At 30.1% G+C, this 26583-nt stretch carries 32 protein-coding genes; all 32 read left to right on the plus strand.

Annotated features, from left to right (window positions below; genetic code table 11):
• The first annotated feature begins 125 nt into the window (after positions 1-125).
• The 32 genes from BN1865_RS05105 to BN1865_RS05260 all read left to right on the plus strand — a co-directional run bounded on the left by BN1865_RS05105 (position 126) and on the right by BN1865_RS05260 (position 26580).
• Entirely contained in the window at positions 126-629 is a 504-nt protein-coding gene (locus tag BN1865_RS05105; protein WP_050636181.1) for a hypothetical protein, read from the plus strand.
• 12 nt (positions 630-641) lie between these two features.
• A complete protein-coding gene (locus BN1865_RS05110) occupies positions 642-1754 on the plus strand; it encodes a phage major capsid protein (RefSeq protein WP_082189907.1) in 1113 nt (370 codons plus the stop codon).
• A gap of 2 nt (positions 1755-1756) precedes the next feature.
• Entirely contained in the window at positions 1757-2173 is a 417-nt protein-coding gene (locus BN1865_RS05115) for a head-tail connector protein (protein ID WP_050636182.1), read from the plus strand.
• The gene (locus BN1865_RS05120; protein ID WP_050636183.1) at positions 2163-2552 is read left to right on the plus strand and encodes a DUF6751 family protein; all 390 of its coding nucleotides are present in this window, start codon (positions 2163-2165) and stop codon (positions 2550-2552) included. The genes BN1865_RS05115 and BN1865_RS05120 overlap by 11 nt, the downstream gene beginning before the upstream one ends.
• Positions 2549-2986, plus strand: a complete 438-nt coding sequence (locus BN1865_RS05125) for a minor capsid protein (RefSeq protein ID WP_050636184.1) — start codon at positions 2549-2551, stop codon at positions 2984-2986. The genes BN1865_RS05120 and BN1865_RS05125 overlap by 4 nt, the downstream gene beginning before the upstream one ends.
• 53 nt (positions 2987-3039) lie before the next feature.
• Positions 3040-3417: a hypothetical protein gene (locus tag BN1865_RS05130; protein ID WP_198527240.1), complete on the plus strand. Its 378-nt coding sequence runs from the start codon at positions 3040-3042 to the stop codon at positions 3415-3417.
• Position 3418: 1 nt separating this feature from the next.
• Positions 3419-3964: a phage tail tube protein gene (locus tag BN1865_RS05135; protein ID WP_050636186.1), complete on the plus strand. Its 546-nt coding sequence runs from the start codon at positions 3419-3421 to the stop codon at positions 3962-3964.
• 29 nt (positions 3965-3993) lie between these two features.
• Positions 3994-4446, plus strand: a complete 453-nt coding sequence (locus tag BN1865_RS05140; protein WP_050636187.1) for a hypothetical protein — start codon at positions 3994-3996, stop codon at positions 4444-4446.
• Entirely contained in the window at positions 4446-4991 is a 546-nt protein-coding gene (locus BN1865_RS05145; RefSeq protein ID WP_050636188.1) for a Gp15 family bacteriophage protein, read from the plus strand. The genes BN1865_RS05140 and BN1865_RS05145 overlap by 1 nt, the downstream gene beginning before the upstream one ends.
• Before the next feature lie 11 nt (positions 4992-5002).
• On the plus strand, positions 5003-7930 hold the full coding sequence (locus BN1865_RS05150) for a hypothetical protein (RefSeq protein ID WP_050636189.1): 2928 nt from the start codon (positions 5003-5005) through the stop codon (positions 7928-7930).
• 3 nt (positions 7931-7933) lie between these two features.
• Positions 7934-8305, plus strand: coding sequence for a hypothetical protein (locus tag BN1865_RS05155; protein ID WP_050636190.1), 372 nt, complete (start codon positions 7934-7936; stop codon positions 8303-8305).
• Between the two features lie 44 nt (positions 8306-8349).
• On the plus strand, positions 8350-10200 hold the full coding sequence (locus BN1865_RS05160; protein ID WP_157844088.1) for a hypothetical protein: 1851 nt from the start codon (positions 8350-8352) through the stop codon (positions 10198-10200).
• A gap of 38 nt (positions 10201-10238) precedes the next feature.
• Positions 10239-11324 (plus strand): hypothetical protein, encoded by a 1086-nt coding sequence (locus BN1865_RS05165; RefSeq protein ID WP_157844089.1) that lies wholly within the window; start codon positions 10239-10241, stop codon positions 11322-11324.
• Between the two features lie 13 nt (positions 11325-11337).
• Positions 11338-12900, plus strand: a complete 1563-nt coding sequence (locus BN1865_RS05170) for a hypothetical protein (protein WP_050636193.1) — start codon at positions 11338-11340, stop codon at positions 12898-12900.
• A 42-nt stretch (positions 12901-12942) separates the two neighbouring features.
• Positions 12943-13386 carry a phage holin family protein gene (locus tag BN1865_RS05175; protein ID WP_050636194.1) on the plus strand — a complete coding sequence of 148 codons (444 nt, stop codon included), beginning with the start codon at positions 12943-12945 and terminating at the stop codon, positions 13384-13386.
• Between the two features lie 49 nt (positions 13387-13435).
• Positions 13436-14482: a GH25 family lysozyme gene (locus BN1865_RS05180; RefSeq protein ID WP_050636195.1), complete on the plus strand. Its 1047-nt coding sequence runs from the start codon at positions 13436-13438 to the stop codon at positions 14480-14482.
• Positions 14455-14643, plus strand: coding sequence for a hypothetical protein (locus BN1865_RS05185; RefSeq protein WP_050636196.1), 189 nt, complete (start codon positions 14455-14457; stop codon positions 14641-14643). The genes BN1865_RS05180 and BN1865_RS05185 overlap by 28 nt, the downstream gene beginning before the upstream one ends.
• A gap of 195 nt (positions 14644-14838) precedes the next feature.
• Complete coding sequence (locus BN1865_RS05190) at positions 14839-15429, plus strand: Panacea domain-containing protein (RefSeq protein ID WP_050636197.1); 591 nt, start codon at positions 14839-14841, stop codon at positions 15427-15429.
• Entirely contained in the window at positions 15429-15905 is a 477-nt protein-coding gene (locus BN1865_RS05195; RefSeq protein WP_050636198.1) for a hypothetical protein, read from the plus strand. Before BN1865_RS05190 ends, BN1865_RS05195 begins: the two co-directional genes overlap by 1 nt.
• 741 nt (positions 15906-16646) lie before the next feature.
• Positions 16647-16877 (plus strand): hypothetical protein, encoded by a 231-nt coding sequence (locus BN1865_RS05200; protein WP_050636199.1) that lies wholly within the window; start codon positions 16647-16649, stop codon positions 16875-16877.
• 1 nt (position 16878) lies between these two features.
• Complete coding sequence (locus BN1865_RS05205; RefSeq protein WP_050636200.1) at positions 16879-17385, plus strand: transcription termination/antitermination NusG family protein; 507 nt, start codon at positions 16879-16881, stop codon at positions 17383-17385.
• Between the two features lie 136 nt (positions 17386-17521).
• Positions 17522-17734: a hypothetical protein gene (locus BN1865_RS05210; protein ID WP_050636201.1), complete on the plus strand. Its 213-nt coding sequence runs from the start codon at positions 17522-17524 to the stop codon at positions 17732-17734.
• Between the two features lie 24 nt (positions 17735-17758).
• Positions 17759-18589 carry an aldolase/citrate lyase family protein gene (locus tag BN1865_RS05215; RefSeq protein ID WP_050636202.1) on the plus strand — a complete coding sequence of 277 codons (831 nt, stop codon included), beginning with the start codon at positions 17759-17761 and terminating at the stop codon, positions 18587-18589.
• A complete protein-coding gene (locus tag BN1865_RS05220) occupies positions 18582-19187 on the plus strand; it encodes a sugar transferase (RefSeq protein WP_050636203.1) in 606 nt (201 codons plus the stop codon). Before BN1865_RS05215 ends, BN1865_RS05220 begins: the two co-directional genes overlap by 8 nt.
• Before the next feature lies 1 nt (position 19188).
• Positions 19189-20112, plus strand: a complete 924-nt coding sequence (locus BN1865_RS05225) for a branched-chain amino acid transaminase (RefSeq protein WP_050636204.1) — start codon at positions 19189-19191, stop codon at positions 20110-20112.
• A complete protein-coding gene (locus BN1865_RS19065; RefSeq protein WP_050636205.1) occupies positions 20112-20417 on the plus strand; it encodes a glycosyltransferase in 306 nt (101 codons plus the stop codon). The genes BN1865_RS05225 and BN1865_RS19065 overlap by 1 nt, the downstream gene beginning before the upstream one ends.
• Positions 20418-20529: 112 nt before the next feature.
• The gene (locus BN1865_RS05235; RefSeq protein WP_050636206.1) at positions 20530-21972 is read left to right on the plus strand and encodes an ISL3 family transposase; all 1443 of its coding nucleotides are present in this window, start codon (positions 20530-20532) and stop codon (positions 21970-21972) included.
• Positions 21973-21993: 21 nt separating this feature from the next.
• Complete coding sequence (locus BN1865_RS05240) at positions 21994-22890, plus strand: glycosyltransferase (RefSeq protein ID WP_338140352.1); 897 nt, start codon at positions 21994-21996, stop codon at positions 22888-22890.
• Positions 22891-22907: 17 nt separating this feature from the next.
• Positions 22908-24074, plus strand: a complete 1167-nt coding sequence (locus tag BN1865_RS05245; RefSeq protein WP_050636208.1) for a nucleotide sugar dehydrogenase — start codon at positions 22908-22910, stop codon at positions 24072-24074.
• 1 nt (position 24075) lies between these two features.
• Positions 24076-24915: a hypothetical protein gene (locus tag BN1865_RS05250; protein ID WP_050636209.1), complete on the plus strand. Its 840-nt coding sequence runs from the start codon at positions 24076-24078 to the stop codon at positions 24913-24915.
• A gap of 2 nt (positions 24916-24917) precedes the next feature.
• Positions 24918-25754, plus strand: coding sequence for an NAD-dependent epimerase/dehydratase family protein (locus BN1865_RS05255; protein ID WP_050636210.1), 837 nt, complete (start codon positions 24918-24920; stop codon positions 25752-25754).
• On the plus strand, positions 25744-26580 hold the full coding sequence (locus BN1865_RS05260; protein ID WP_050636211.1) for a glycosyltransferase family protein: 837 nt from the start codon (positions 25744-25746) through the stop codon (positions 26578-26580). The genes BN1865_RS05255 and BN1865_RS05260 overlap by 11 nt, the downstream gene beginning before the upstream one ends.
• Positions 26581-26583 lie beyond the last annotated feature (3 nt).

Genomic DNA, 26583 nt, shown 5'->3' on the forward strand with positions numbered 1-26583 from the left:
TTCTAAAACGAAGATAGGTTTTTAATTTGACCTGAATAAGTCAGTAAACTATTTGCTACTCGACACGAGTATAAGTGTGAATCCAAGAGAGGGACCGACCTCTATAAAAAGGTGAGGAGGATATTATGGATATTTTAGATATTATTGGAAATTATGGAATTACCATTCCAGAAGATCAACAAGAAAATTTAAGAAAAGACGTCTTAAAAAGCTATAAGAGTGTTAATGAGTACAACAAGGTGGTTGGAGAAAGAGATACTCTTGTAACAGCAAAGCAAAATTTTGAAACACAAGTAGGTGCTCTAACAACAAAGGTCAATGCCTATGAAACAGACATCAATAAAATGTCTACTCAATTAAATGGTTATATCTGTAAAGAAAAAGTCACAAAAGCAGGCATTGATCAATCATTTGTAGGATATGTGACACATGAAGTCAATCAGCTTGTAACAGAGACTAAAGACTTCGATACTGCTTTAGGTGAGTACATTGAAAGCAACCCACAATTTAAAGCAGGTCAAAAAATTAAAGTTAAATCAGGTCCAGACTTAGATGGTGAAGGTGGTAAAACAAAATCTACAAGTCAGAGAATGACAGAAGCTATCTTAGTTGGAGCAGGAAAAAAATAGGAGGAAAAGAAAATGGCAGAAATAGATGTAATTTTAAGAAGTGGAACAGAGGCAATTATTCCAGAAGAAGTATCGCATGAGATTATTCAAGGAGCGGTCGCACAATCAGCAGTGTTAAGTATTTTTAGAAGATTACCTAACATGGCATCAAACAAATATAAAATGCCTGTATTAGATATGCTACCAATGGCATATTTTGTTAATGGCGATACAGGTCAAAAGAAAACAACAAAAATGGCATGGAAAAATAAATATATTATTGCAGAAGAAATCGCAGTTATCGTACCTATTCCAGAAGCTGTATTAGATGATGCTAGAGATAGTGGGTATGATATTTGGAGTGAAGTTACACCTCGTGTACAGGAATCATTTGGTAAAGTTATTGATAATGCAATTATGTTTGATGTACAAAAGCCATCAACTTGGCGTGACGGTTTAGTAAAATCTGCGATTGCAGCTGGTAATGTTGTTACTTCAACAGGTGATATCTTTATTGATTTATTTGGTGAAGATGGTTTGGAAGCGAAAGTTGAAAATAGTGGATTCATCCCTAATGGTGCTATTTCAAGTGTACAAATGAGAGGTAAATTAAGAGGGGTGCGTGATGATAACAAGAATCCTATCTTCATGAAATCTATGTCAGATGGTAATACAACTTATGCATTAGATGGTATGCCTATGTCATTCTTAGTTAATGGTGCTTGGGATACAACAAAAGCCCATATGATTATGGGTGATATGTCACAAGCAGTTTACTCTATTCGTCAGGACATGACAGTTAAGTTATTAACAGAAGCGGTCATTCAAGATACTGATGGATCTATCATTTACAACTTAGCACAACAAGATATGGTGGCATTAAGATTTGTTATGCGTTTAGGTTGGGAATTACCAAACCCTATCAATGCATTAAGCCCAAATGAAGCAACTCGTTTCCCATTTGCTGTTTATGTACCTCAAGCAACACCAGCACCTGCTAATTTATCTTTAGATGAAGGGAACACATTAGAATCACCTTATAAATCAATGACAAAAGATGAATTAAAGGCGTTGTTAGATGAACAAGGTATTCAATACACAACATCTATGACAAAAGATGAATTAATCGCTTTATTGGAGGTATAAAAATGTATGCCGATTACGAGTTTTACACAACTAAATATTTTGGTGAACTCGTAAGTGATACAGAGTATCCAAAATATGAATTAAAGGCACGTGATGAGCTCAACTATTACACACGTATGCGAATTCCTTTCGTTAATGAAGATAAGATGAATAAAGTCAAGATGTGTGAATGCAAGCTCATTGACTTGCTTTATAACTATGATCAGGAAGTCAAGAAAATCAAAGAGTACGAAGATAAGTCAATTCAAGGTGTGGTTGCTAGTGAAACGGTTGGAAAGCAATCTGTTTCATATCAAAAAGCAACATTAAGAGACATTAAAGTTGTTGAGAAGGAACGTGATGAAATGATTAGCAAGATTATTAGAAAGAACCTATCTATGACAGGTTTGCTATATAGAGGTATTGGATATGTTCAATAAGGATATTACAATCTTTAATAAACTGTATAATAAGGAAAAAAGAACAGATGTCTATAAAAGAACAGTTCTTAAAGGCGTACATACAGAAATGACACAATCAAGCGATTTTACAGATAAGGAAATGCGAGCAAATGATACATTATTTGTCAGCATTCCTTTTTCCTTTGAAGGATATGTAAAACCAAAAGAATATCAAGAAAACTTTCTAGATAAATGGACATTGCAAGAGGGAGATATCATTGTTGTTGGAGTGATTGAAAATGATATTGACAGTCCAAAATATCTCAAACATCTAGACGATTCTTATACAATTAAATCGGTTGATGTTATTGATTATTCTGTAACATGTCTAAATCATTTTGAGGTTTATGCATCATGAGAACGACAGTCAATATTGATTTAAAGAACGCTGATGAAATTATCAAATCACATGGCTTGGCACCTGGTGGCATGATACAGAAAATGCTAACAAGTGAGATACAAAGGATAAGCGATCCTTTTGTACCGTTTGATAGTAGTTTTCTTAAGAATCATGTGGTATTTGCACATGACTACACATGGTTTGAACATGTGGCACCATATGCAAGATATCATTGGTTTGGAAAACTAATGGTTGATCCTCAAACAAAGAAAGGCGCTTTCTTTAATCCTTCCTATGGCTTTTGGTCTAGACCTAATACTCAAAAAGTCTTGACAGAAACACCTATGAAGTATTCAGGAGCACCACAAAGAGGTCCGAAATGGGTTGAAAGAGCATGGGCGCAACATGGTGATGAAATATTATCAAATCTAGAAAGGAAATTAATGAAATGACAATTATAGAAAGTGTTAGGAATTACATTCTCTCATGTCCTTATTTAAAGGACTTGAAAAAAGTAAATGTCAATTTCTTGCCTAAGAATGTTGATAACTGTTCGATTGAGGAAATACCTAGTCCTAATGGAAATATTGTTAAAAGTTATCTAGATGGAACAACTGAAAGAGAATTTAACTTCGTATTCGCTTGTATTTTTGATTATAGTGAAGATTTAGAAACAAACATAGAAAATAGTGGATTCTTTGAAAACTTCCAAAAGTGGATAGAAAACAACGAATTAAACGAAGTCTATCCTAATTTAGGAGAAGGACTTGATCCATTTTCTATTGAAGTAACAACAACAGGCTATTTATATTACATACCTGAAAAAAAAGATAGAGCAATCTATCAGATACAATTAAAACTATTATATGTAAAGGAGAATTAAAATGGTAAAACCAGTAAGAGTTAAAAGAAGTCAGTTTGCCTCATTTTTAAACGTTACTCCAACAGGAGATATACAAAAATGGGGTAGAATGGGTGTGGGTATTACAAGTGCTAGTGTTTCTTATAACCCAACAGTCAATGAGGAACAATATATTCATCAAGATAGTGGAAATAAAGAAGTAGACAGTTACGCACCAACAATGGCAGGCGAACAAACAGCATTTAAAGGTGATGAAGTGTTTGACTATATTGACAGTTTGCGTCAAACTCGTGCAGTTGGTAATGATGCGAAAACTGAGTTGTTGATGGTTTATATTTATGACAAGGAAGCAGAGGGTAAATATAAGGCAGAAAAGCAAGAAGTGACTATCTCTGTAAATGAGTTTGGTGGAGAAGCAGGTGGAGCAGTTACTTTATCTTATGATATTGGTTTCTGTGGTGAAGCCGAGGCAGGAACTGCAACAATTGTTGATGGAGTTGTCACATTTACTAAAAATAGTACACCAGCACCTGCAAATGTATTGAATGAAGGAAAGGCTACAAAATAGTAGCTTTTCTTTTTTTATAGGAGGAAATTATGGAAAAATTAAGAGTTGCAAGGAAAAATGAGTATGTGATTGAGGTTAATGATAAAGGGGAAACAATTTCATTGAATCCTGATGATCCTGAATTAATGCTAAAATGCGACAATGCATTACAGAAAGTCAAGAAGTTTGAAAGTGAAATGAAAATCGAGGAACAAATCATTGATAAACGTCAAGATGAAAAGACTGATTATCTTCTTAGCAAGAATGATAGAGCAAAAGCCGAATTATTGGCTAAGACGTTTAAGAAAATGCGTGAGGCTGTTAATGAGTTCTTAGGCAAAGATGCATGTCAAAAAATATTTGGTGATACCAATTATATTGGAATGTTTGAAGATCTGTTTGAACAGTTGGAGCCACACTTTATCGCATTAAAACTTAATGCAGAAAAACTTAAGGAAGAAATCGTCAATAAATACACAGATGAGGATGAAGAAGAATTGTAATGAAATATCCAAAACATGTAACTATTGACGGTGTGAAATATCCAATCAATACAGATTTTAGAGTTGCATTAAAGTGTTTTGACATCATTAATGATGAGAATATTAGTGATACAGAAAGAACCTATGCAGTTGTCTATAAGTTGTTTGGTTTCATTCCTAAAGATGAAGATATGCCTATCTTTGTTGAAAAAGTAGAGAAATATCTAGCTTGTGGAGAGTCGCAAGAGCAACATAAAGAACGCAAGAAAGATATGGACTTTGAGCAAGACTTTAAGTACTTAGTCGCTAGTTTTATGAGTGATTACCACATAAATCTTGTAGAAAGTGACATGCATTGGTATCAGTTTATTAATCTTATTCAAGGCTTTACAGAAAACAGTGTCATGAATCGTGTGAGAGATTTACGCAATTATGATTTGAGTGAAGTCAAGGACCAAAAACAAAGAAATAAAATCATTAAGGCTCAACAGAGTGTTGCATTAAAAAGTGAATTAACACAGGAAGAGCAAGAGGCAATAGATGAATTTGAGTCATTGTTTAGATAGGAGGTGACTCTATGGCAGATGGAAGTATAAGAATTAATACCAAATTAGATAATGATGAGGTTAAAGGTGATATCAAGGACCTTGAAAAAATGGTTAGTGATTGTGCTAAGGGGATGTCTAGGCTTTTTAAAGGTGTTACAACTGATGACCTACAACAAGAGATAAATGATTTAAACAAGGCTATTAAAGAGAATGAACAATTCATTAAAGATAGTGAGAAGCAGATACAATCATACCAAAACAAGCTTAATAATATAGATGCTGATAAGGGAATGTCATCTATCAAAAAGGAAATTGAACAATCAAATAAAGAAATAGAAAAAGGTAAAAAGAAAATTGAAGAGTATGAAAGAAAACTTGATGAATTAGATATCAAAAAGTCAACCATTACTGATGATGTAATTAAAAATAGTAGAATCGGTATGAATGATACTGATGAAAATGTGGATCGTAGAGTTGAACAGTCATTAAGTATGAATAAAGACTATCAAAAATTAATTTCTCAAGAGAATGAATTAGTTGCTAAAATAGATGAATATAGTTTAGGTATTAAAAAAGCAGAGAATAATCTATCTACTTTAAATAAAACATTAGCAAATACAAAAGAAACGTTATCAGATGACTATTCTAGTAATATTAAAAAATTATCAGAAGAAACTGATAAGGCTAGAAACAAAGTTGAGATTTTATCTAATAAATTACAATCTTTAAAGAAAAATCTAAATATGGTAAAAGAGTCTGAAAAAACACGCTCTTCTTTAAAGGATACAACAAAAGAAACAAAGAATTTAGGTAATACAGTTGTGCAAACAACTGATAAAGGAATAAGAAAACTTGGTAGAATGGCTTTAGCAATCTTTAGTATTCGTACAGCATATACATTAGTCAGCAAAGCAGCTAATCAGTATCTGCAAACCAACGAAAATATGGCTAATCAAGTTCAAGGCATATGGACCACTATGGGAAATGTGCTAGGTCCTATCATAAACACGATAGTCGGCTATATATCCAAATTTATTAGTTATATCAATGCGATTGTTAAAGCGTTGACTGGTGTAGATTTAATCGCAAGAGCGAACGCTAGTGCGTTAAAGAACCAAGCAAATGCAACAAAAGGTGTTGCTAAGGCTACGAAAGATGCTAATCGGCAACTTGCCTCGTTTGATGAAATGAACAAACTTAATTTTGATAAAGATAAATCATCAAGTGGTGGCAGTGATTTACAATTATTCACACCTGAAAGTTTAGATGTATCTGGTATTGCTGATAAGATGTCAAAATTATTTGAACCTTTAAAAAATGCTTGGGCTAATTATGGGGAAGATTTTACAAATTCTTTCAATTTTGCATTAGGTGAGATTTGGAATTTAATTAAAAGTATTGGTAAAAGTTTTGAAGAAGTATGGCTAAATGGAACAGGAGAATTGACCTGTTCTTTAATTTTACAGATATTAATTGATATATTTAATACTATTGGTAATATTGCAAGGCAATTTAGAATTGCTTGGGAATCTGCAGGTGTAGGGACAAAGATTATTCAAAACGTTTGGGATGTTGTTAATATTTTATTAGATGGTGTTAGAAAATTAACTAAATCATTGTCAGAATGGTCTGGTTCGATTAATTTTACACCAATTCTACAAAGTATTGAGAAATTAACAGATAAACTTAAACCGCTAACAGAGTTAATAAGCGGAGCAGTATTGTGGGCATTTGAAAATGTCTTAGAACCTTTAGGAAGTTGGATAATAGAAGATACATTACCAGCAACAATCGATATTCTTTCAGGAGCACTTAACATACTCACGAGTGTATTAGATGCATTAAGTGGACCAGCACAGACATTATGGGATAATTTTCTATCTCCAATAGCTAATTGGACAGGTGGCATTATTGTTACTGTTTTAGAAGGACTAGCAATTGTTTTAGAAACGATAGGCGACTGGATAAGTGATAATCAAACAGCATTTACGATAATGGCGGTTGTCGCTGGAAGTCTTGCAACAGCGTTCGGATTAGTTCGAATTGCTTCATGGATAATGGTTGTAGGTTTTAATGCGGCTTCTGTTGCAGGCGGAGCATTATCGGCTGTTATGACATTTTTAACTTCACCTATTGCGCTTGTTGTTGCAGCAATAGGAGCAATCATTGCGATTGTTTCTTTATTAATTATTTATTGGGATGATGTATCAAAAGCAGCCTCTGACTGTTGGGATTGGATTTGTGAAAAATGGAATCAGGCAGGTGAATTCTTTAGTGGCATACTAGATAGTATTCACGGTGTGTTTGATAGTATTGGACAATGGTTCAATGATAGATTCGGTGAGGCTTATAATTCTATTTGTACTACTTTCAAGGATACTGGTCTATTCTTTACTGGTGTTTGGTCTAATATCAAGAGTGCATTCGGAAATATTAGCGAGTGGTTTAGATCAACTTTCTCTAAGGCTTGGACCGCAGTTAAAAATGTGTTCTCTAGTGGTGGAAAAATTTTCGACGGTATTAAAGACGGAATCCTGAACGGACTAAAGGTAGTCATTAACGCTTTGATTAGTGGAATTAATAAAGTTATAGCGATTCCATTCAATGGGATTAATTCTGCTCTGAAATCAATTAGAAATATAAGTTTTCTTGGTATTAGTCCATTCGGTTTCTTAGGAACAATAAGCGTACCACAAATACCTAAACTTGCTAAAGGTGGTATTGTAAACAATCCAGGTCCAGGAGTTAATATGGGTAACTATATTGCAGGAGAAAAAGGGCCAGAGGCTGTTATGCCTATCACAGATAGTCAATTCATTGCTGATTTCGCAGAAGAAATCGCTAAGAGAATTGATACAAGTCAGCCTATTAATATTGTTCTTAAGATAGGTGATAAAGAGTTCTACAAGTGGTTTATTAACATGAAAAAGAAATATGACTTTGTAATGGGAGGTTAGAATATGGCACAAAAACAATTGCTTTATATAGACGGTTGGCTTGTGCCTAAGCTAACCAAATATGAGGTAGCCTATAACCGTTTATGGGCTGATGATAGTGGTAGAGATATGGCTGGAAACAACAAGGCTACTCTTATAGGCATCTATCCTAAATTGCAAATTGAGGTAGGATCGTTTACAAAGTCCGAAATGTCCGAGTTTCTTAAAAGAGCAAATAAGGCAGAATTAAGTGTAACATGGTATGATGCAGAGGGAATGAAGAAACGTGAAAATATCTCCTATTATATAAATGACTTCACAATTTCTTTAAAAGGAAATGGTAATTACAAACCATTTAGTTTTAATCTTATTCCAAACAAAAAGAGGGTGCTCTAATGGTATCAGAACAATTCAAAAACAACATATTAAAGTTTGGTAAGATGATTTCTGTTAGGATAACCTTCAATGATGGAACAATCTATGAAAAAGATGATATTACTTACTGTCAAAAGGCTTTCGATTGTGAGCCTTTTAAAACTGTTATGCAATTTGTAGATATAGAGATAAAGAACTCCATAAACGTACGCTATAAGGAGTTTACATTAGAATTTGGTGTAAAGGCAGATGAAACAGATGAATATGAGTATATTAATTGGGGGACTTATATTGTAGACAATGACTCTATCGAAAAGAAAATAGATACAAATACGACTAAATTTACCGCATATGACTATCTCAAAAAAGCAAGCAAGAATTATGAGGAAATGAAGATAGAATATCCTACAACACTAAAAGGATATTTAGAAGCAATCTGCAATGTGCTGGGCTATACACTCAAGACAGAAGAGTTCGCTAATTTTGATACCGCTCTTCATGATGATAAATTTATAGGAAATATAAAATACACTTATAGAGATATCTTAAACAATATAGCAGGTGCAGCAGGTGGAATTATCTATCTGAATGGATCTGATTTGTATATTAAGTATCCAACAGAAACAAATTATGTGATAGATGAAAACAATCTAAAGAAGTTAAGTATTTCTAATGAATTTGGACCGTTAAACAGTTTAGGTCTAACAATAGCATCTAAAAATGATACAAGCTATAAGAAAGATGAAGACTCTATAAAGACAAATGGATTGTATGAAACAGAATTGATTAATAATGTAATTGTTAATAGTTCAAGAGGCGATTTTTCAACAAAGTTATTTGAACAAATTAAAGGTCTTGAGTTCTATCAATTTGAATTAGATAGTTTTGGATACACATTCTTTGAGCCATATGATTATGTAACAATAACAGACCTAAACGGTGTGGCTCATAAGTCTTTAATTATGTCAGATACAATAACGGTTACAACAGGACTTAATGAGACGATAAGTTGTCAGATTGATAATCAATATATTGTTGATTACACAAAGACCAATAACATACAGGACTTAATAAAAGATACAACTGAGGATCTACAAGATGCTGTCTACTATTACACAAATGATGATACTTTGAGGATAACTAATCAAGATGTCGAAATCATTAGAATTCGTTTTACCTCTAAGGTTCAGGCAACACCACTTTTTAACGCTAATCTGATAATGAAAATAGACACACCAGGACTTCTTGAGTTTACATATATTTTAGATAATCTTGAGTACTATGTACATCCAAAGCATAGTGTAGTAGAAGGCTGGTGTACATTACATCTATTTGTACCTTTTTATCAACTAGAAGGCAATAAAGCACACGACATTGTCGTGTATGTTAATTCTTTAGATGCAGCTGGAAGTATTAGCAGAAACCAAATTCAGGCTACAGTCAATGGACAAGGTCTTGAAGTTGTTGGAAATGACTGGGATGGAACAATTCAAATCATTACAGAAGTAGATCCTATCACTATTAGAAATATTACTAATTCTAACATTACTATTAAAGGTATAGAAACGTCTTTAGAATTTAAAGATAGTCAACCATCAGGATTTAACATGGTAAACGAAGTACAACCAATATCTATTAGTTTTGCTGGTCCTAACATAACAATTAAAGGCATTGAGGCAGGTATAGGATATTCTAAAATAATTGTAGATGAACAGATCAAATTCAATTCGTTATCAAAACAGAATTTCATATATGATAGCAAGTATGTATTGTTTAATGAAAATGCAAGTTTGATAACAGATTATACGTTTGATCAATCAACACCATTAGATGTTGATAGTGGTAAGTTGCAAGAATTATCTATAGATTTAGAACAGTTCAAGAGTGTTGAGAATATATCGTTGGAGGTAATGTGATGAATGATTTAGAAAAGTATCTAAACACAAGCGAAGGAATGACTTTGCTTGCTACACAACAAGATGATCAGACTGTTTCTTGTGCTGGTGCTGATTGGTTTAAATACAATAGCATAATTGCAAATAACATTTATATAAGTGGTAACAGTTGGATTGGATTTGGAACATCAAGCGAGCAGATGAAGATTTGTAGACGTGATGCAAAATGTCACAACCTCTACAGACAAGAAATAGCATTGCAAACATGCAATTGTATTAAGTATAGATGGGATGGATATTCTGTCTATAATTCAACAACGACCGAAAACAAGTTGACATGGGAGTTATTCATATTTGACAACAACGATATTTTCCTGAACTGTATTGATATACCAACGAATGGTACACATAGTTTTGATTTGTTAGGTGGAACTGGAACATTCGCTCCAGGACCTGGTAAGTATATTTCTATGTACTGTGAAGATAAAGGAAATGGAAAGATATTTAATCTTGTTGAAGAACTGTATACTTATACCGATATAGAAATTAGGTATTTGCTCAAGGATAACAATGGATTATATAAAATAAGTGAAGATAACTCTAGTCTTGTAAAGTTAGAAGAAACAGAGTTATCTTCTTCTTTATTTAGTTTGCATGGGATGACAAACATACCTAATGGAAATTTTATGAAAGAATTAGTTAATCCTAAACTGTTAGAGTGGCACTCAAGAATGGATATTGATGTGAAGTTAAATGCAAGTGTTAAGGCAATTCCAAAGAGACAAACAATCGTGCAAAACTACGATTCTTTCTATTCTGATGAGACAATAAAAGGAATAGGAAGTTTTGAAGTAATAGGTGAGATAAATGAGTTTGCTAATGTACGGTTTGCAATAACATTCGACAATACAACTTACTGTTCATTTGTAAATGATACATGGGTTGTAATAGATATTGCTGATCAAGAAGTGTTTTTGAATAGTGGTATGACTAAAGAAGTGTTGGAAAATCTAACACAAGAACAGTTAGAAAGTATTTTCTTAATACAAGATGTCTTTAAATTTAGAATAGCGATTATTATAGACTACTTAAATATCAATGCAGTATGCAATATAGAGCAAGTGAAAGTCAATTTTATAAATTAAGGAAGGTGATGTTATGGCTTTGCAAGGTGTGTGTGAAATAGAACTACGTGACGAGCAAGGGAATGTTGTTCAAAGAACCAAAGATAAGAATATGGTGACGAATGGAATGTCAAATTTAGTTAATATAGATGATAATATGATTATGAAATTATTTAATATATCAACAAAATTAAAACATTATAATTTATCTACTCCTATTCTTCAAAGGTTAATAGGTGGAGTATATTTGTTTAGTGATATACAAGAAGAATCTGTAGATAATATTATACCAAATTTTGCTAAAATTGTTGGTAGTTGTAGTTTATCAACATCAGATATAAATAATAGTCATATAGGAATTTGGAACGTTAGTGAATCTAATGTCATTTATAATGATGATGGTAAAATTATTGGTATAAAATTTGTTTTTGATTTTGCAACAAATAAAGGTAATGGGACAATTAGGAGTGTCTCTTTAACGACAGATGTAGGAGCAAATGATTTATTGAATAATAACTTTTGCTTTGACTTTTTTAGTGGTGGATCATCTTCTGACCCGAATTTATATAATAATTATAAGTTCAATAGAATTAATCCAGTTGAACAAATAATAAATAACAATCAAAATTATTCTTCATTATCATATAAAGGTTATCATATAAATAATAAACAAGCGATTATTACAATTACAAAAAATTTTGAAATTGTTGTTATTCATACAATTGATACTACTTCAAAATCATTTATATTAAGAAAATACAAGATAAAAAATGAAATACACTTAAACGAAGTTATTGTAGATGATAAATTGGAATATAATAATAACTATTTTACACTATTACTAGAAAAATCAATAAGCTATTCTGATATGATAATTAGTAATGATAATTTTGATATTTCAAGAATTGTTTGGTCAACTTATTATTATGATAATAATATTTATTTTACTAATGCATATGATAAAATAATAAAAGTTAAAAAGATATCATTATCAACATTTGATGTAGTTGAAAATCTGGAACAGTCATTTGAACAAGGGGGATTAAATAATGGAATACCTAACAGTTATGCTAGGACTATTTTTGTATATAAGAATTACTATGTGGTTTCCCAATTTAATTCAAATGAACTTTTTGTAAGTTTATTATTTATAAATAGAAACAATCTAACAATTCATAAGAAAATATCATATGATTTATATAATTCAAGTCATAAATATAAGGGAATATATACGGCTACAATGTGTAGTTATATAGGCGATTACTTATATATACGGCATATTTATTTACCAGGAACAAGCGGAGAATTATCTATATGTAAAACAACATTTGTTGATAGTGATTTGAATATATATGAAATAGATAATAGTTATGATACTAATAAGTTCATGCCTATCAATCAAGAATATTTTAAATATCCATTTATGATTGGCAGATCATTTAGTGGAGATAGTGTGTATGCATCTGGTAAAGGAAATACTATGGCAGTTACTCCATATATAAAATTCACAATAGATAACCTAGCAACACCTGTCACAAAGACAGCTAGTCAAACTATGAAGGTTATCTATACAATTAAAGATGCAGAACAACAATAATGAGAGACAAAAGTCTCTCTTTTAAATTAAAGGAGAAAGAATATGGAAAAATTACTATTTTATATGAGCAATCATAAAATGATTGTATTTGTTATTATCGCAATCTTATTTGACTTATTTGTAGGTGTTATGCTTGCATTTAAGGACAAGAGAACAAATAGTGCAATAGGAATTGATGGCATGATTAGAAAAGTAGCAATGATTGGTTGCTTAGGCTTTCTAATCGTCGTTGACTGGCTATTAAAACTTAATCTAATCGGATGGCTACCAGCACAGATTTTAGAGTTATTTTCTAATATTGGAATTAAAAATGTAGGGGCGAGTGATATTTTTGGTTTACTGTTTATCGTCTTTGAATGCTTAAGCATTATAAAGAACTGGACTTTATTAGGATTACCAATGTTCAAGAGTGTTAATGCATGGATCAAGAATTTCTTGGAAACATTCACGGATGAAATGCCGACAACAGATAAAAATCACAAATAGTGCATTTTTTGCACTATTTTAATTTTACATAAAACAAGGAGGATTATTTATGAGTTTATTATATGGTTTAGATATTTCTAAATATCAGGGTGACTTTGATTTCAACAATGCACCTTTAAAAGATTTTGTTATTATTCGCTGTGGATATACTGGCCAGACAAGCAACAAGTGTTACAAAGATGAAAAATTTGATAGAAACTTAAGGGAGATTAAGAAAACAAATATCCCTTACGGATTCTATTATTATTCTTGTGCAAAGAATGAAAGTGATGCAAAAAGAGAGGCAGATTTCATTCACTCATTGCTGAAAAATGAAAAATTTGAATTACCATTGTTTATTGATTATGAATATAGCAAAGTCATTAATTCATTAGGTACTAAGAAATGTAATGAAGTAATTGAAAGTCTAGGAAAGAAATTAGAAAGTTATGGTTACTTTGTAGGTTTGTATTCTTATGAATACTTTTTAAAGAATGCAACTGATAGATTTTGGTTGTGGATTGCATCTTATGGCACTAATGATGGTACTGTTCAAAAAGATTTCAATAATGGAAAGTATAAAATGTATCAGTTTACTTCTCAATATAAGGGTAAATATGATGCAAATGTTTTATATGATGCTTCTGTTATGAAAACAATTAAAGATAAAGGCTTAAATGGCTTTTCTAAGCAACAAACTGTAGATAAGGTAGAAACACCCAAGAAAGAAGAAAACACATCTACATCATTAAAGTATAAAGTAGGGGATGTTGTTTCTATCAATGGTGTTTATTCATCATCAGACAGTAACGAGAAATTGAATCCCTACACTAAAAAAGGAAAGATTACAAAAATTATTGCTAATGCTAGAAACCCTTATTTATTAGAAAATGGTAACATTGGTTGGGTTAATGATTCATGCATTGTAATTCAATCACAAAGTACTTTAAAAGTCGGTTCTAAGGTGAAGATTAAATCTAGTGCTAAAAAGTATGCAACTGGACAGATAATTCCTGATTGGGTTAAAAAGAAAACTCATACTATTAAAAAAATCAATGGGGGAAAAGTATTGTTAAAGGAAATTGTCTCATGGGTATACAAAAAAGATGTAGAATAAAACAGTCTGCAATTAAAGTGGATGGTGGATGTATGCCTAACTTTATGTATGATGAAGATTTAGAAATAGTAAGAGAAACAGAAAAAACTGTGTTCGTGAAGTATGAACATAGTGATAGCGTTTATATTTTTGATAAAAAGTATATAGATAGATTTTTGTAGCCTAGTCCCTAATTAGGGAGTGGGCTTTTTTACGTTTTGAGAAAAATTAAAAAAATTTCAAATAAAAAAAGAAAAATGGGAAATAATTGCGTATATATAGTAGAGGGGAATATTTAAAATAACAAAAATATACTCAAAAATGTATGAAAACATAATCAAATATGTATTAAAATATACTAAAAAAGGAGAAAAAATATGCAAAAACGCAATTTTTTAGGTGGAATGGTGTTGATTTTGGGAATAGGTGCAATTATAATGAAGATGGTAAGAGGTAAAAAGACGGAGGGAAATCATATGGAAAAAGTAGAAGCAATCAAGGAAGAAGTAAATGCAAATATTAATGATGTTGCTGATTGGTTCATGTTAAAAGGTGCTATGTCAAATAAAAAAGTACAAAAATTATGCTATTATGCACAGGCATGGAGTTTAGCTCTTTATGATTCTCCAATTGCTACGGATAGTAAATTTGAAGCGTGGGTACATGGTCCTGTTAACAAAACACTATGGAATAGGTTTAAGTGTTTTGGGTGGAGCGAATTTCAACTTACTGAGCCAGAACGTGTTAGAGAAATATTGAACACAAAATTTTCTGAAAGTCAAAATAAAATACTCGAATCTGTTTGGGAAACTTATGGAGAATTCAGTGCTGATGAATTAGAAAAAATGACACATGAAGAAAAACCGTGGTTAGAGAAAAGAAAGGGTATAGGAAAATTTGAAAGTTGTAATGATGAAATTTCAGAGAGTACTATGAAAGAATATTATCGCTCAAGAGTAATAGAATAATGAAATTAACTAATACAAATAAAAAAATCAACCAGAAATCAGATGATTCTCTATTAATTCAAAATGATAATAAACATAATCATCCTGAAATAAGTTTTAAATATTTATATAAATGTGATGTATGCTGCTTTAAAGGTTTAAATAAAATTGCCCGTAAGGATAGGGATCCTAGTATATTTGATGATTTACAAAAGTTTTTGAATGAGATAGATAATTGTAATTCTTTAGAAGAAATGATAACAGATTATACATCACCAAAGGGTAGTAAAATCGATGATAGTAACAGATATATTAAAAGAATAATAAAAAAATTTGAAAAGGCTTATCCCAATGAAAAAGGGTTATTGGAATCTGGAATAATTCATATTCATACAAAGAAAAACGGAAAAGGAAGTTTTGTCATATTTGGTGTTAACTATGAAAATATATTTTATATATTAGCTTTTGACCCAAAACATCAATTTGATAAGGGGTAGTTTTTGCACACATTTGTGTGCTTTTTTTATATATAAGTTTCATAAAAGTTAGTTTAAAAGTTACAAATAAGTTACAAATGTCTGTAAACCATAATAAAATCAAGGTGTGTTTTTTCTAATTATGATAATTTTGATAAATCATTATAGAATATATTTGGATTTGTTATTAACATTTTTAATAAATATAATTAAATAAAAGAGGTCAGAAAATAAGTATAATACTTAAGTTTTGACCTCATTTTGTTATATTTTTGTCTATATTTCGTAGAACAATTAATTCTACGAAAGCAATTATAGCACATTTGGTTCATTTTTCAATCAAAAATAGTATATTTTGGATGAATTCGTATTTCTTGCTTTAACATCATTTTATCTTATCTCTATATTTAAGGATATAATCAAATATAATTTGTTAATTGATATTAATAAGAGAAGTAAGTACACAGACAATGATTAACAATAAATAAATTTATTCAATTACTTTTTTGTTTACTATAATCTTCTCTTATAGACAATCTTTTTTACATTATATAGTGAATTTAACTTTAACAAAATTTTGTGTCTAATATAATACTTAACTTATATGTTCAATTCTTGTTAGATAAATGAAAATTCAAGAAAGTAAGATTTCTTTTCGCAGAATTAATTGTTCTGCGAAAAATGATGAAAATGAAATTACTATTTATTTATGCATTCAACTAAGTAATTATATCAAATTCATGGATGAGGGGGCATTTACTTATGGCTTTAGATGATATATATGGTCCAATTTCAAAACAAAATCAAAAATTGTTTGATGATAATGAAGAGCACATAGTAAACATGCTTGATTTTGCGATTAGGGAATTGGTAGAAATAGCTATAGATAATGAAATTGTTTTAATTAATGATTCATGTGAATGTTTAACTTATGAACAGGTTTTTAATTGTTTAAAAAGCTGGTCAAATAAGCGAATCTCAAAAGCAAAATGATATGAACTGTTATGTCTTATATTGTCAAATAGCAAAGATAGAAAAAATCTGTAGAACACTTAATCAAAATGAAAACATTCATGCATATATTCCAAGGATGGAAAAATATATAGGGTCTAAGGATATAATCATTGATGATTATATTTTGTTTCCTGGTTATTTGTTTGTTGAAACTGATTTCAATCAGTTGAGTTTTAATGATTTGTTAATGAGTCTTAATGAAAGAAGAGATGGTATTATCAAAGAATTAAAGAAACCAGATGTATCTGCACTAACAGATGATGAAATTCATTTATTAGATCAATTATTAGATGAAAAGAAAGTGCTTAGAATGAGTAAGGGTTATAAACAAAATGGTAAAACTGTAATTACATCAGGACCATTAATTCATTTTCAAAATCAAATTAGTAAAGTCAATACAAAGGAAAGATGTGCAGTATTAAATATATCATTTTTAGATAGACCAATACTCGCATGTTTATTATTAAGGCAAGATATAGAAGCGTAGCGCAGGGGTATCCACCTACTATTCATATTTGAATATAGTTATAACAAGTCACGTAGTCAATAAGCTACGAGACTGGATAACTATATTCTTTTTTTGTTTTAGGGAGGTAAATTCATGTTATCAGTATTAAAAAAAAGTGACTTCAAAAGTATTGTGTATAGTTAAAGAAAGAGAATTTGAATTTAGAAATGGTATAGAAGCTTATGAATCTATGGAAGGCAATTATGTGATTAAATCTATTGATATAAAGAAGGACTATATAGTTTTTGAATTAAAAGAAGTTAATGAATCAAAAGATTGGCAAGAGGATTATAAGAGACAGTTTGGTGAAGAACCAAGCTTTTTTTAATAAGGATTGGAGGGGAAATTTAATATGGGGAAAAATATGAATTATTTATATATTACAAATGACGTAAACATAGCAAAAATTTGTGATATAAACGGTGTTATACCTTGGATAGATTTAGAATATTTAGGTAAAGAAGAACGACAAAAAGGAATGAATACTGTCAAATCAAACCACTCAATTGAAGATATAAGAAAAATAAAACCGTATTTAAAAAATAGTAAATTATTAGTAAGAATAAATCCAATAAATTTGAATTCAAAAGAAGAAATTAAAGATGTTATTGAAGCAGGAGCAGACATTATCATGCTTCCTATGTTTAAAGACGAAAAAGATGTTAAATTCTTTCTTGATACTGTAAATAATAGATGTCAAACTATGCTTTTGTTTGAAACTAAAGAATCTGTTGAAAATGTAGAACAAATTTTAAATTGTGGAAAGATAGATTATGTGCATATAGGACTTAATGATTTACATTTATCATACAAACTCAATTTCATGTTTGAATTATTGGTGAATGGTAAAGTTGATAGATTATGTGAAACATTTAAAAATAGTAAAATACCATATGGTTTTGGTGGTATAGCAAAAATAGGATATGGAGATATTCCAGCAGAATTCATTCTTTCAAAACATATTAAACTGCATTCATCACAAGTTATTTTATCAAGAAGTTTTTGTAATTTTGATAAATATAGTTCATATACAAGTTTTGAAAAAGATTTTAATAATGAATTATGCAAATTGCGCAAACTAGAAGAGTGTTTGAATTTTTGTGGAGATGTTTTTATTAATTCTATCATAGAAGTCACTGAAAATAAAATAATAGATAAATCAAAGGAGAATGTAAATGTATAAAGTTTTCAAAAGAATTATAGATTTTACATTATCTTTATTTGGTTTAATAGTGCTACTATTGCCAATGGGGATTATTGCATTATTGATAAAAAAAGAAGATGGAGGACCAATTCTGTTTTTACAAGACAGAATGGGAATTAATGGACAAAAATTTAAAATATATAAATTTAGGACGATGATAGAGAATGCTGAAAATGTAGGAACAGGATTAGATAGCTATTCAGATGATTTTCGTGTCACTAAAATAGGATATTTTTTAAGAAATACTAGTTTAGATGAAATTCCACAACTATTTAATATTTTAAAAGGTGATATGAGTATTGTTGGACCGAGACCACCTGTATATAAAACGTTCATAAATTATCCTAATATAGACAAAAAATTTTTAATTAGATTTACAGTTAAGCCTGGAATAACAGGATTAGCACAAGTTAATGGTAGAAATGAATTGTCTTGGGATGAAAAAATTATATATGATAAGAAATATGTTGAATCTTGTCATGGTATTGTTGGATTTATACAAGATTTAAAAATTATTTTTAAAACTATTATTAAAGTACTGAAAAATGAAGGTGCATATGATAAAGAGGGGAATTAAGATGATTAATACAATTGAAAATAGATATATATGGCTTAATGGTGAAATAATTAATTTTAAAAATGCTCAAATAAATATTTTGTCACCTACTTCTCAATTTGGAGCAAATGTCTTTGAAGGAATTAGATGTTATTGGAATTCTGATAATAAAAAACTATATGGATTCAGATTAGATGAACATTATTTAAGATTACAAAAATCTATTAGAATGTTAAAAATTGAAGAAAAGTATTCTTTGAAAGAAATGAAACAAGCATTGTTTGATGTTGTCAATAAAGAACAATATGATGAGGATATTGCTGTGAGACAGACTGTATTTGTTGATGGAAATGGCTCATGGTCTTCAAAAGGACCAGCTGGAATGTTTGTTGCTCCAATTCCTAAGGGTTTATCTAGTGTGGAATATAATAAAAAAGGATTAAATTGTTGCATTTCTACATGGCGTAGAATTAGTGATCAAAATTTATCACCAAGAATAAAATGTGGAGCAAATTATATGAATAGTAGAATGGCTCAGTTAGAGGCTTGGGATAATAATTATGATTGTGCTATTCTTTTAAATGAAAATGGTAAACTTGCTGAAGGACCAGGCTCTTGTCTATTTATTGTTCGTGATAATAAATTGATAACTCCTTCTTTATCATCGTCAATTTTAGAATCGATTACCCGAGATACAATAATACAAATTGCTACTGATTTAGATTTAATAGTGGTCGAAAGGGAAATTGATAGAACTGAAGTATATATTTGTGATGAAGCATTTTTATGTGGGTCAGCCATGGAAATTACTCCAATATATTCGGTTGATGGTTATGAGATTAATAATAAAATGGGAGAAATAACAAAGAAAATTTATAATTTATATATGGATATTGTTAGAGGCAAAAATAAAAAATATATGAAATGGCTAACTGAGGTAAAATAATGAAAATCGTATATTGGCTCTTAATAATTTTAATTTTATATCCATTATGCATATATCCACTATCACTATACATAATATCTATATTTTATAAGAATGAAAAAAAGGATAGATATTCTCTAGATGAACTACCTAAAATATCATATATTGTTACAGTTTATAATGAGGAAAATGTCATTTTAAAAAAATTAGAAAATATTATGTCTTTAAAATATCCTAAGGATAAAGTTGAGTATATCATTGCATCAGATGATAGCAATGATAAAACACACGAAATCGTAAATGAATATATAGGCTCTATAATTTAACTGGAGGATTTAAATAAATCTTTCAGTTTTATTTTTTATATAAAAATAGACATAACTATAACCTTACTGTAAAATTTATGTGCTAACTAAAATTCTTTGGAGGTTATATATTATGTCCACTTCTGATTATATCAATCTTATTCTTGAAATTCTACAAATTAATCATTTTTCTCATCTTTTTATTCCTGCTCCCTTTGATGATTCTTCTTCATGTCTTAAAAAAGTTCCTGATTCTAACGGTGTTCTCACTTTATTCATCCATCTTAAATCTCAAGTCTCTCCTCTTGTCTGTCCTCACTGCGGTTCATATAATCATCACATATCTAAAGGAACAAGATCTATCAATCTTAAGCATTTCTCCTTTGGCTCTCTCCCTGTCGTTCTTGTGGTTTCCTATCACAGATATATTTGTCATGACTGTTCTTCCTATTTCGTTGAAGATATTCCTTTTCAGTTTTACAATAGAAAGGCTACTATTCCTAATGTTCAGTCCGCTCTTTTTGAATTGAATGAAAATCATTCTATGGCTTCCATCTCCAGAATGCATGGCCTTGGTAAAAATACTATGTATCGCATCTTCAGTGAAAATATCCATATTCCTGATAGATTCTATCATCTTTCCTCTGTTATCTCTATTGATGAATTTAAGGCTACCAGCGATAAGGGAACTTATGCTTTTAATATAGTCAATCCTATCACTGGTAAAACTCTTGATATTATCGAAGATAGAAAAGCTTCCTTCCTGAAAAACTATTTCCTTAGGTTTCCCTTCTCTGAAAGAAAGAAGGTTAAGTTTATCATTATGGATCTTTCTGGTCCTTTTTACTGTATTATGCATTCTCTTTTCCCTCATGCCCAGATTATATGTGACAGGTTTCATTACGTCAGACTTGCTGGTCAGAATTTTATCCAGTCAAGACTCGATGCCTGTTCTTCTCTTCACTATCAGCCATTAGCTAAATCTATCAAAAGACAGCTTCGATTATTCTATAAATTCAGAAAAGATCTGGATAATGAAAAGACATGGTATGATTTTCATCTGAAAAGATACTTTACCTGTGCTTCCTATATTGATTATCTTTATGATCTTAGTGAAAGAAGAAATGATAAAGACTGTGATGATAATACTATGTTCGATTCTCTTGTCATTTTAGAAATGCTTGATAACTATGAAATTTATCAGAATCTATTGAAACTTATACATGAAAAACATAATGACTACAAAAAAGAATTAAACAGATGGCTTGATTATATCTTTGATACTCAAAATAGTTATTATCAGATAACTGCTAAAAACTTTAGAAAGAGATGGTTTATTCCTCTTTTATGTTCATTATCCTATACAACCATATACAAAAGAAGAAACAGATCATATAGAACGAGCTTTAATAATGGATTCATTGAAGGAATGAATAATAAAATCAAACTTGTCAAAAGGAATGCATATGGTTTCAGATATTTCTACAATTTAAGAAAACGCATATTTTTACATCTTGGATATAGTTATACTTTTACTTATAAAGACAGAAAAAAAGGAATCCCTATTTTTCAATAGTTATTCCTTTATCCTCCACTCTTGACACAGAGCCAATATATACAAAATCATAATGAATTAAATTTAAAATTGTATATTGTTAAAGGACGAGTTGGAAAAACGATTGTACAGAATCAAGCAAGAAAAATATGCAGTGGAGAAATTATAGCATTTTCGGATGCAAATAGTCTTTGGAAAGATGATTCTTTATATTGGTTAATAAGTAGATTTAAAGATAAAAAAATAGGTTACATAAGTGGTAATTTACAATATATAAATTCAAGCATAGATAATACTTCCTATGCAGAAAGTAGTTATTGGAATTTTGATTTAAAAATAAGAGAAATGGAATCGTCTATTTCTAATATTGTAGGTGGAAATGGATCAATTTATGCTATTAGAAATGAATATTATATCGATTTACCACCACTTTTATCTCATGATGGATTTATGCCAACCAAAATGGTAATAAATGGATATAATGCTAAAAGTGAACCTATGGCTATTGCATTTGAGAAAGCAAGTGAAGATAGTAATGACGAATTTCAAAGAAAAATAAGGATGCAACGAGGACAACCTTTTAAAAAATATTATGACATTAAAAAATTTAATGTTTTTAAATATGGATGGTTTACATATTTTTATATAGGACATAAATACTTGAAGTATTTATTATATTTATTTCATCCTGTTTTGTTAATAGTTAATTATGTCTTATTAGGTATAAATATTTTTTATGATATAACGTTTTATATGCAATTATTATTTTATTTTTTTGCTTTAGTGGGATATTTTTTGCGTAATAAAGAAACATCTGTATTATTTTATTTACCTTATCATTATTGTTTAACAATAGTTGCACAAGTTTTTTCAATTAAAAATACATTATTAGGAAAATCTAAAGCAACATGGGAGAAATCAAAAACAACACGTCAATAATTTGGAGGAATAATCAAATGAAAATCGCAGTTGCAGGGACAGGATATGTAGGACTAAGTATCGCTACATTATTAGCACAGCATCATGATGTTGTTGCTTTAGATATTATCAGGGAAAAGGTAGATATGATTAATAATCATATCTCACCTATCCAGGATAAGGAAATTGAAGATTATTTAAAAAATAAGGATTTAACCTTAAAAGCAACTCTTGATAAAGATGTTGCTTTTAAAAATGCAAAGTTTATTGTCATCAGTACACCGACTAACTATGATGAGTCAAAGAACTACTTTGATACTTCAAGTGTAGAGGAAACCATTGAATCTGTATTAGAGATTAATCCACAGGCTATCATGATTATCAAGTCAACGATACCTGTTGGATTCACGAAGCAGATGAAAGAAAAGTATGGAATAGAGAATCTGATCTTCTCACCTGAATTTTTAAGAGAAGGAAAGGCATTATATGATAATCTCTATCCTTCAAGAATTGTTGTAGGAGAGAAGTCAGAACGTGCAAGAGAGTTTGCCAATCTATTAGCTGAAGGAGCCATCAAGAAGGATATACCAGTACTGTTTACAGACAGTACAGAAGCAGAAGCAATCAAGCTGTTTGCCAATACATATCTGGCATTAAGAGTCTCATACTTCAATGAGCTTGATACCTATGCAGAGATGAAGGGACTGAATACAAAGGATATCATAGAAGGAGTATGTCTTGATCCAAGAATAGGAAGTCATTACAACAATCCATCATTTGGATATGGAGGATACTGTCTGCCAAAGGATACAAAGCAATTAAAGGCAAACTATCAGGATGTACCAGAGAACCTCATCAGTGCAATAGTGGAAAGCAACAGAACAAGAAAAGATCACATAGCACAGGAAATCATTGATAGAGGGCCTAAGGTAGTAGGAATCTATAGACTGACAATGAAGAGTGGGTCGGATAACTTTAGGGCGAGTGCAATACAGGGCATCATGAAGAGAATCAAGGCAAAGGGAATAGAAGTTGTTGTCTATGAGCCAACACTAAAGGAAGAGGAATTCTATAAAAGCAGAGTGATCAAAGAAATAGAGGAATTCAAGAAGATAAGTGATGTAGTAGTTGTCAACAGAGTGACAGAAGAGATAAGAGATGTAGAAGAGAAAATCTACACAAGAGATCTATTTAGGAGGGATTAATATGGATGATTCTAAGCAAGAATATAAATTTGACGATATTGCTTTATTAATTATAGGATATGATCCCTATGTTGATGTCTGGAATCACTATTTTGATTTATTAAACAAATATTGGAAAATAAGACCAAAAACTTATTTAGCAACTAATTCCCTAACACCTGTCTATGATAATGTAGAAGTTATTCCGGTAGGTGAAAATGCAGAGTGGAGTAAAAAAGTTTATGTTGCTTCAAACAAAATAAAAGAAAAATATATAGTATTATTATTGGAAGATTTTTTTACAACAACATTTGTCAATAATGATTGCTTTGTTGAACTTTTTGATATTATCAAAAAAAATAATATTGATTATTGTAAATTATTGAATCAATCAAAAATAAAAGGCATCTGTTTTCAAAATTATAGTTATCTTCATATTATAGATAAGAATGAAAATTATGGCATAAGTCTACAACCTAGTATTTGGAATAAAGACTTTTTGTTAACATTGCTAGGAAATGAAAATTATAATGCATGGATATTTGAATTGAATCAAATAGAAAATAAAATACAAAATGAGAAATATATCAACTGTATTGCTGATGATAGAAATGTACTGGAAATCACCCATACTGTAGTACAGAGTAAATATTTAAGAAAAGCAGTAAGAACTTTTAAGAGACAAAAATATTATTTCAATTTAAAGGATAGAGAACAAATGTCATTATTGGAAACAGTGAAATATAGAAGTAAACTGTATTTTAGTGAATATTCACCAGCAATATTAAAAAAGCCATTAAAGGGAATTGGAAGATTAATGGGAGTTGATTTTGTATCTGATAGGGAACTGGGAGGAAAGTAAAGATGAAGATATTAGTAACAGGAGCCAATGGCTATTTAGGTCAAGGAATTGTCAAACAATTGATTGAAGATGGTCATCAGGTAATAGCAACTGATCTATCTCTAGAAAATGTAGACAAAAGGGCTACACTGATAGAGAGTGATATATTTTCTGTTTCTCATCCATTTGAACACTTTAAAGAACCTGATGTCCTTTTACATCTGGCATGGAGAAATGGATTTGTACATAATGCAATCAGTCATATAGAAGATTTATCATCACACTATCTGTTTATAAAACAGATGATAGAAAGTGGGCTGAAACATTTGGCTGTATTAGGTACAATGCATGAGATTGGTTTCTATGAAGGAAGTATAAATGAAAATACACCCACAAATCCACAGAGTTTATATGGAATAGCAAAAGATGCTTTACGCAAAAGCGTCTTTTTATTATGCAATGAAAACAAAGTCATATGTCAATGGATAAGAGGATTTTATATTGTCGGAAATACTCAATATGGATCATCAATATTTTCTAAGATAACAAAAGCAGAAAGAGAAGGACAGGATAGATTCCCTTTTACGACAGGAATAAATCAATGGGATTTTATTGACTATGAGGAGTTCTGTCAACAGATTTCATCAGTTGTCAATCAGACAGAAATCAATGGAATAATTAATGCATGTTCAGGTTATCCAGAAAAGCTATCAGATAGAGTAGAGAGATTTATCAAAGACAATGATTTTAAAATTAGATTGGAGTATGGTGTATTTCCAGATAGAGCATATGATTCAAAAGCAGTATGGGGCGATAATACAAAGATTAATAAAATTATGGAGTTGAAAAATGAGTGGTAATGTATTTGTGGCAGGAGTAACTTTATATAACCCTGATTATAATGCTTTTGAAAGAATAAGGGAATATGCTCAAGTATTTGATTATATATATGTTTTTGATAATACTGAATTGTCAAATAGTAATAAAGACGAATTTGAAAATATCAGTAACATAATATATTTATCAGAGTATGAGAATATGGGATTACCATATGCTTTTAATAAAATTATAAGTAAAATGCCTGTTAATGTGAATTATTTATGTACATTAGATCAGGATAGTATTTTTAGTAAAGAAGATATTAAAAGAATTATCTATAAAATCAATCATATAGATATGACTAATATTGCAATAATGGCTCCAAAAGTTATATATCATAGTTCAAATGTTCAGATAGAAGAAAAGTTACAAAAAAGAAAATGGGTAATTACATCAGGAAGTTTTTTAAACATTAGGATTCTTAAACAAGAGAATATAAAATATGATGAAAATTATTTTATTGATAAATTTGAAATAGATTTATGTCAGCAATTAATTAATAAAAATTATATTATATATCAATATAATGGTTCATTATTACATCAAAGATTAGGTGAAGATAGTGGACACATGCATCCTAATCATAATCCCATAAGACACTATTATCTGTTTAGAAATAGATTTTATTTTAATAAAAAATATGTTCATTCTTTTATCAAAAGAATTATTATAAATTTTTTACAAACAGCAAGACATATATTTTTAATTGTACTATATGAAAACAAGAAGAAGAAAAAATTATCAATGTTGATGTATGCGTGGATTGATTATAAAAAAGGTGAGTTTGGAAAAGGGAAAAAGAAATAAATT

Origin of the sequence: Candidatus Stoquefichus sp. SB1 (assembly GCF_001244545.1) — a bacterium.
GTDB lineage: Bacteria > Bacillota_I > Bacilli_A > Erysipelotrichales > Coprobacillaceae > Stoquefichus.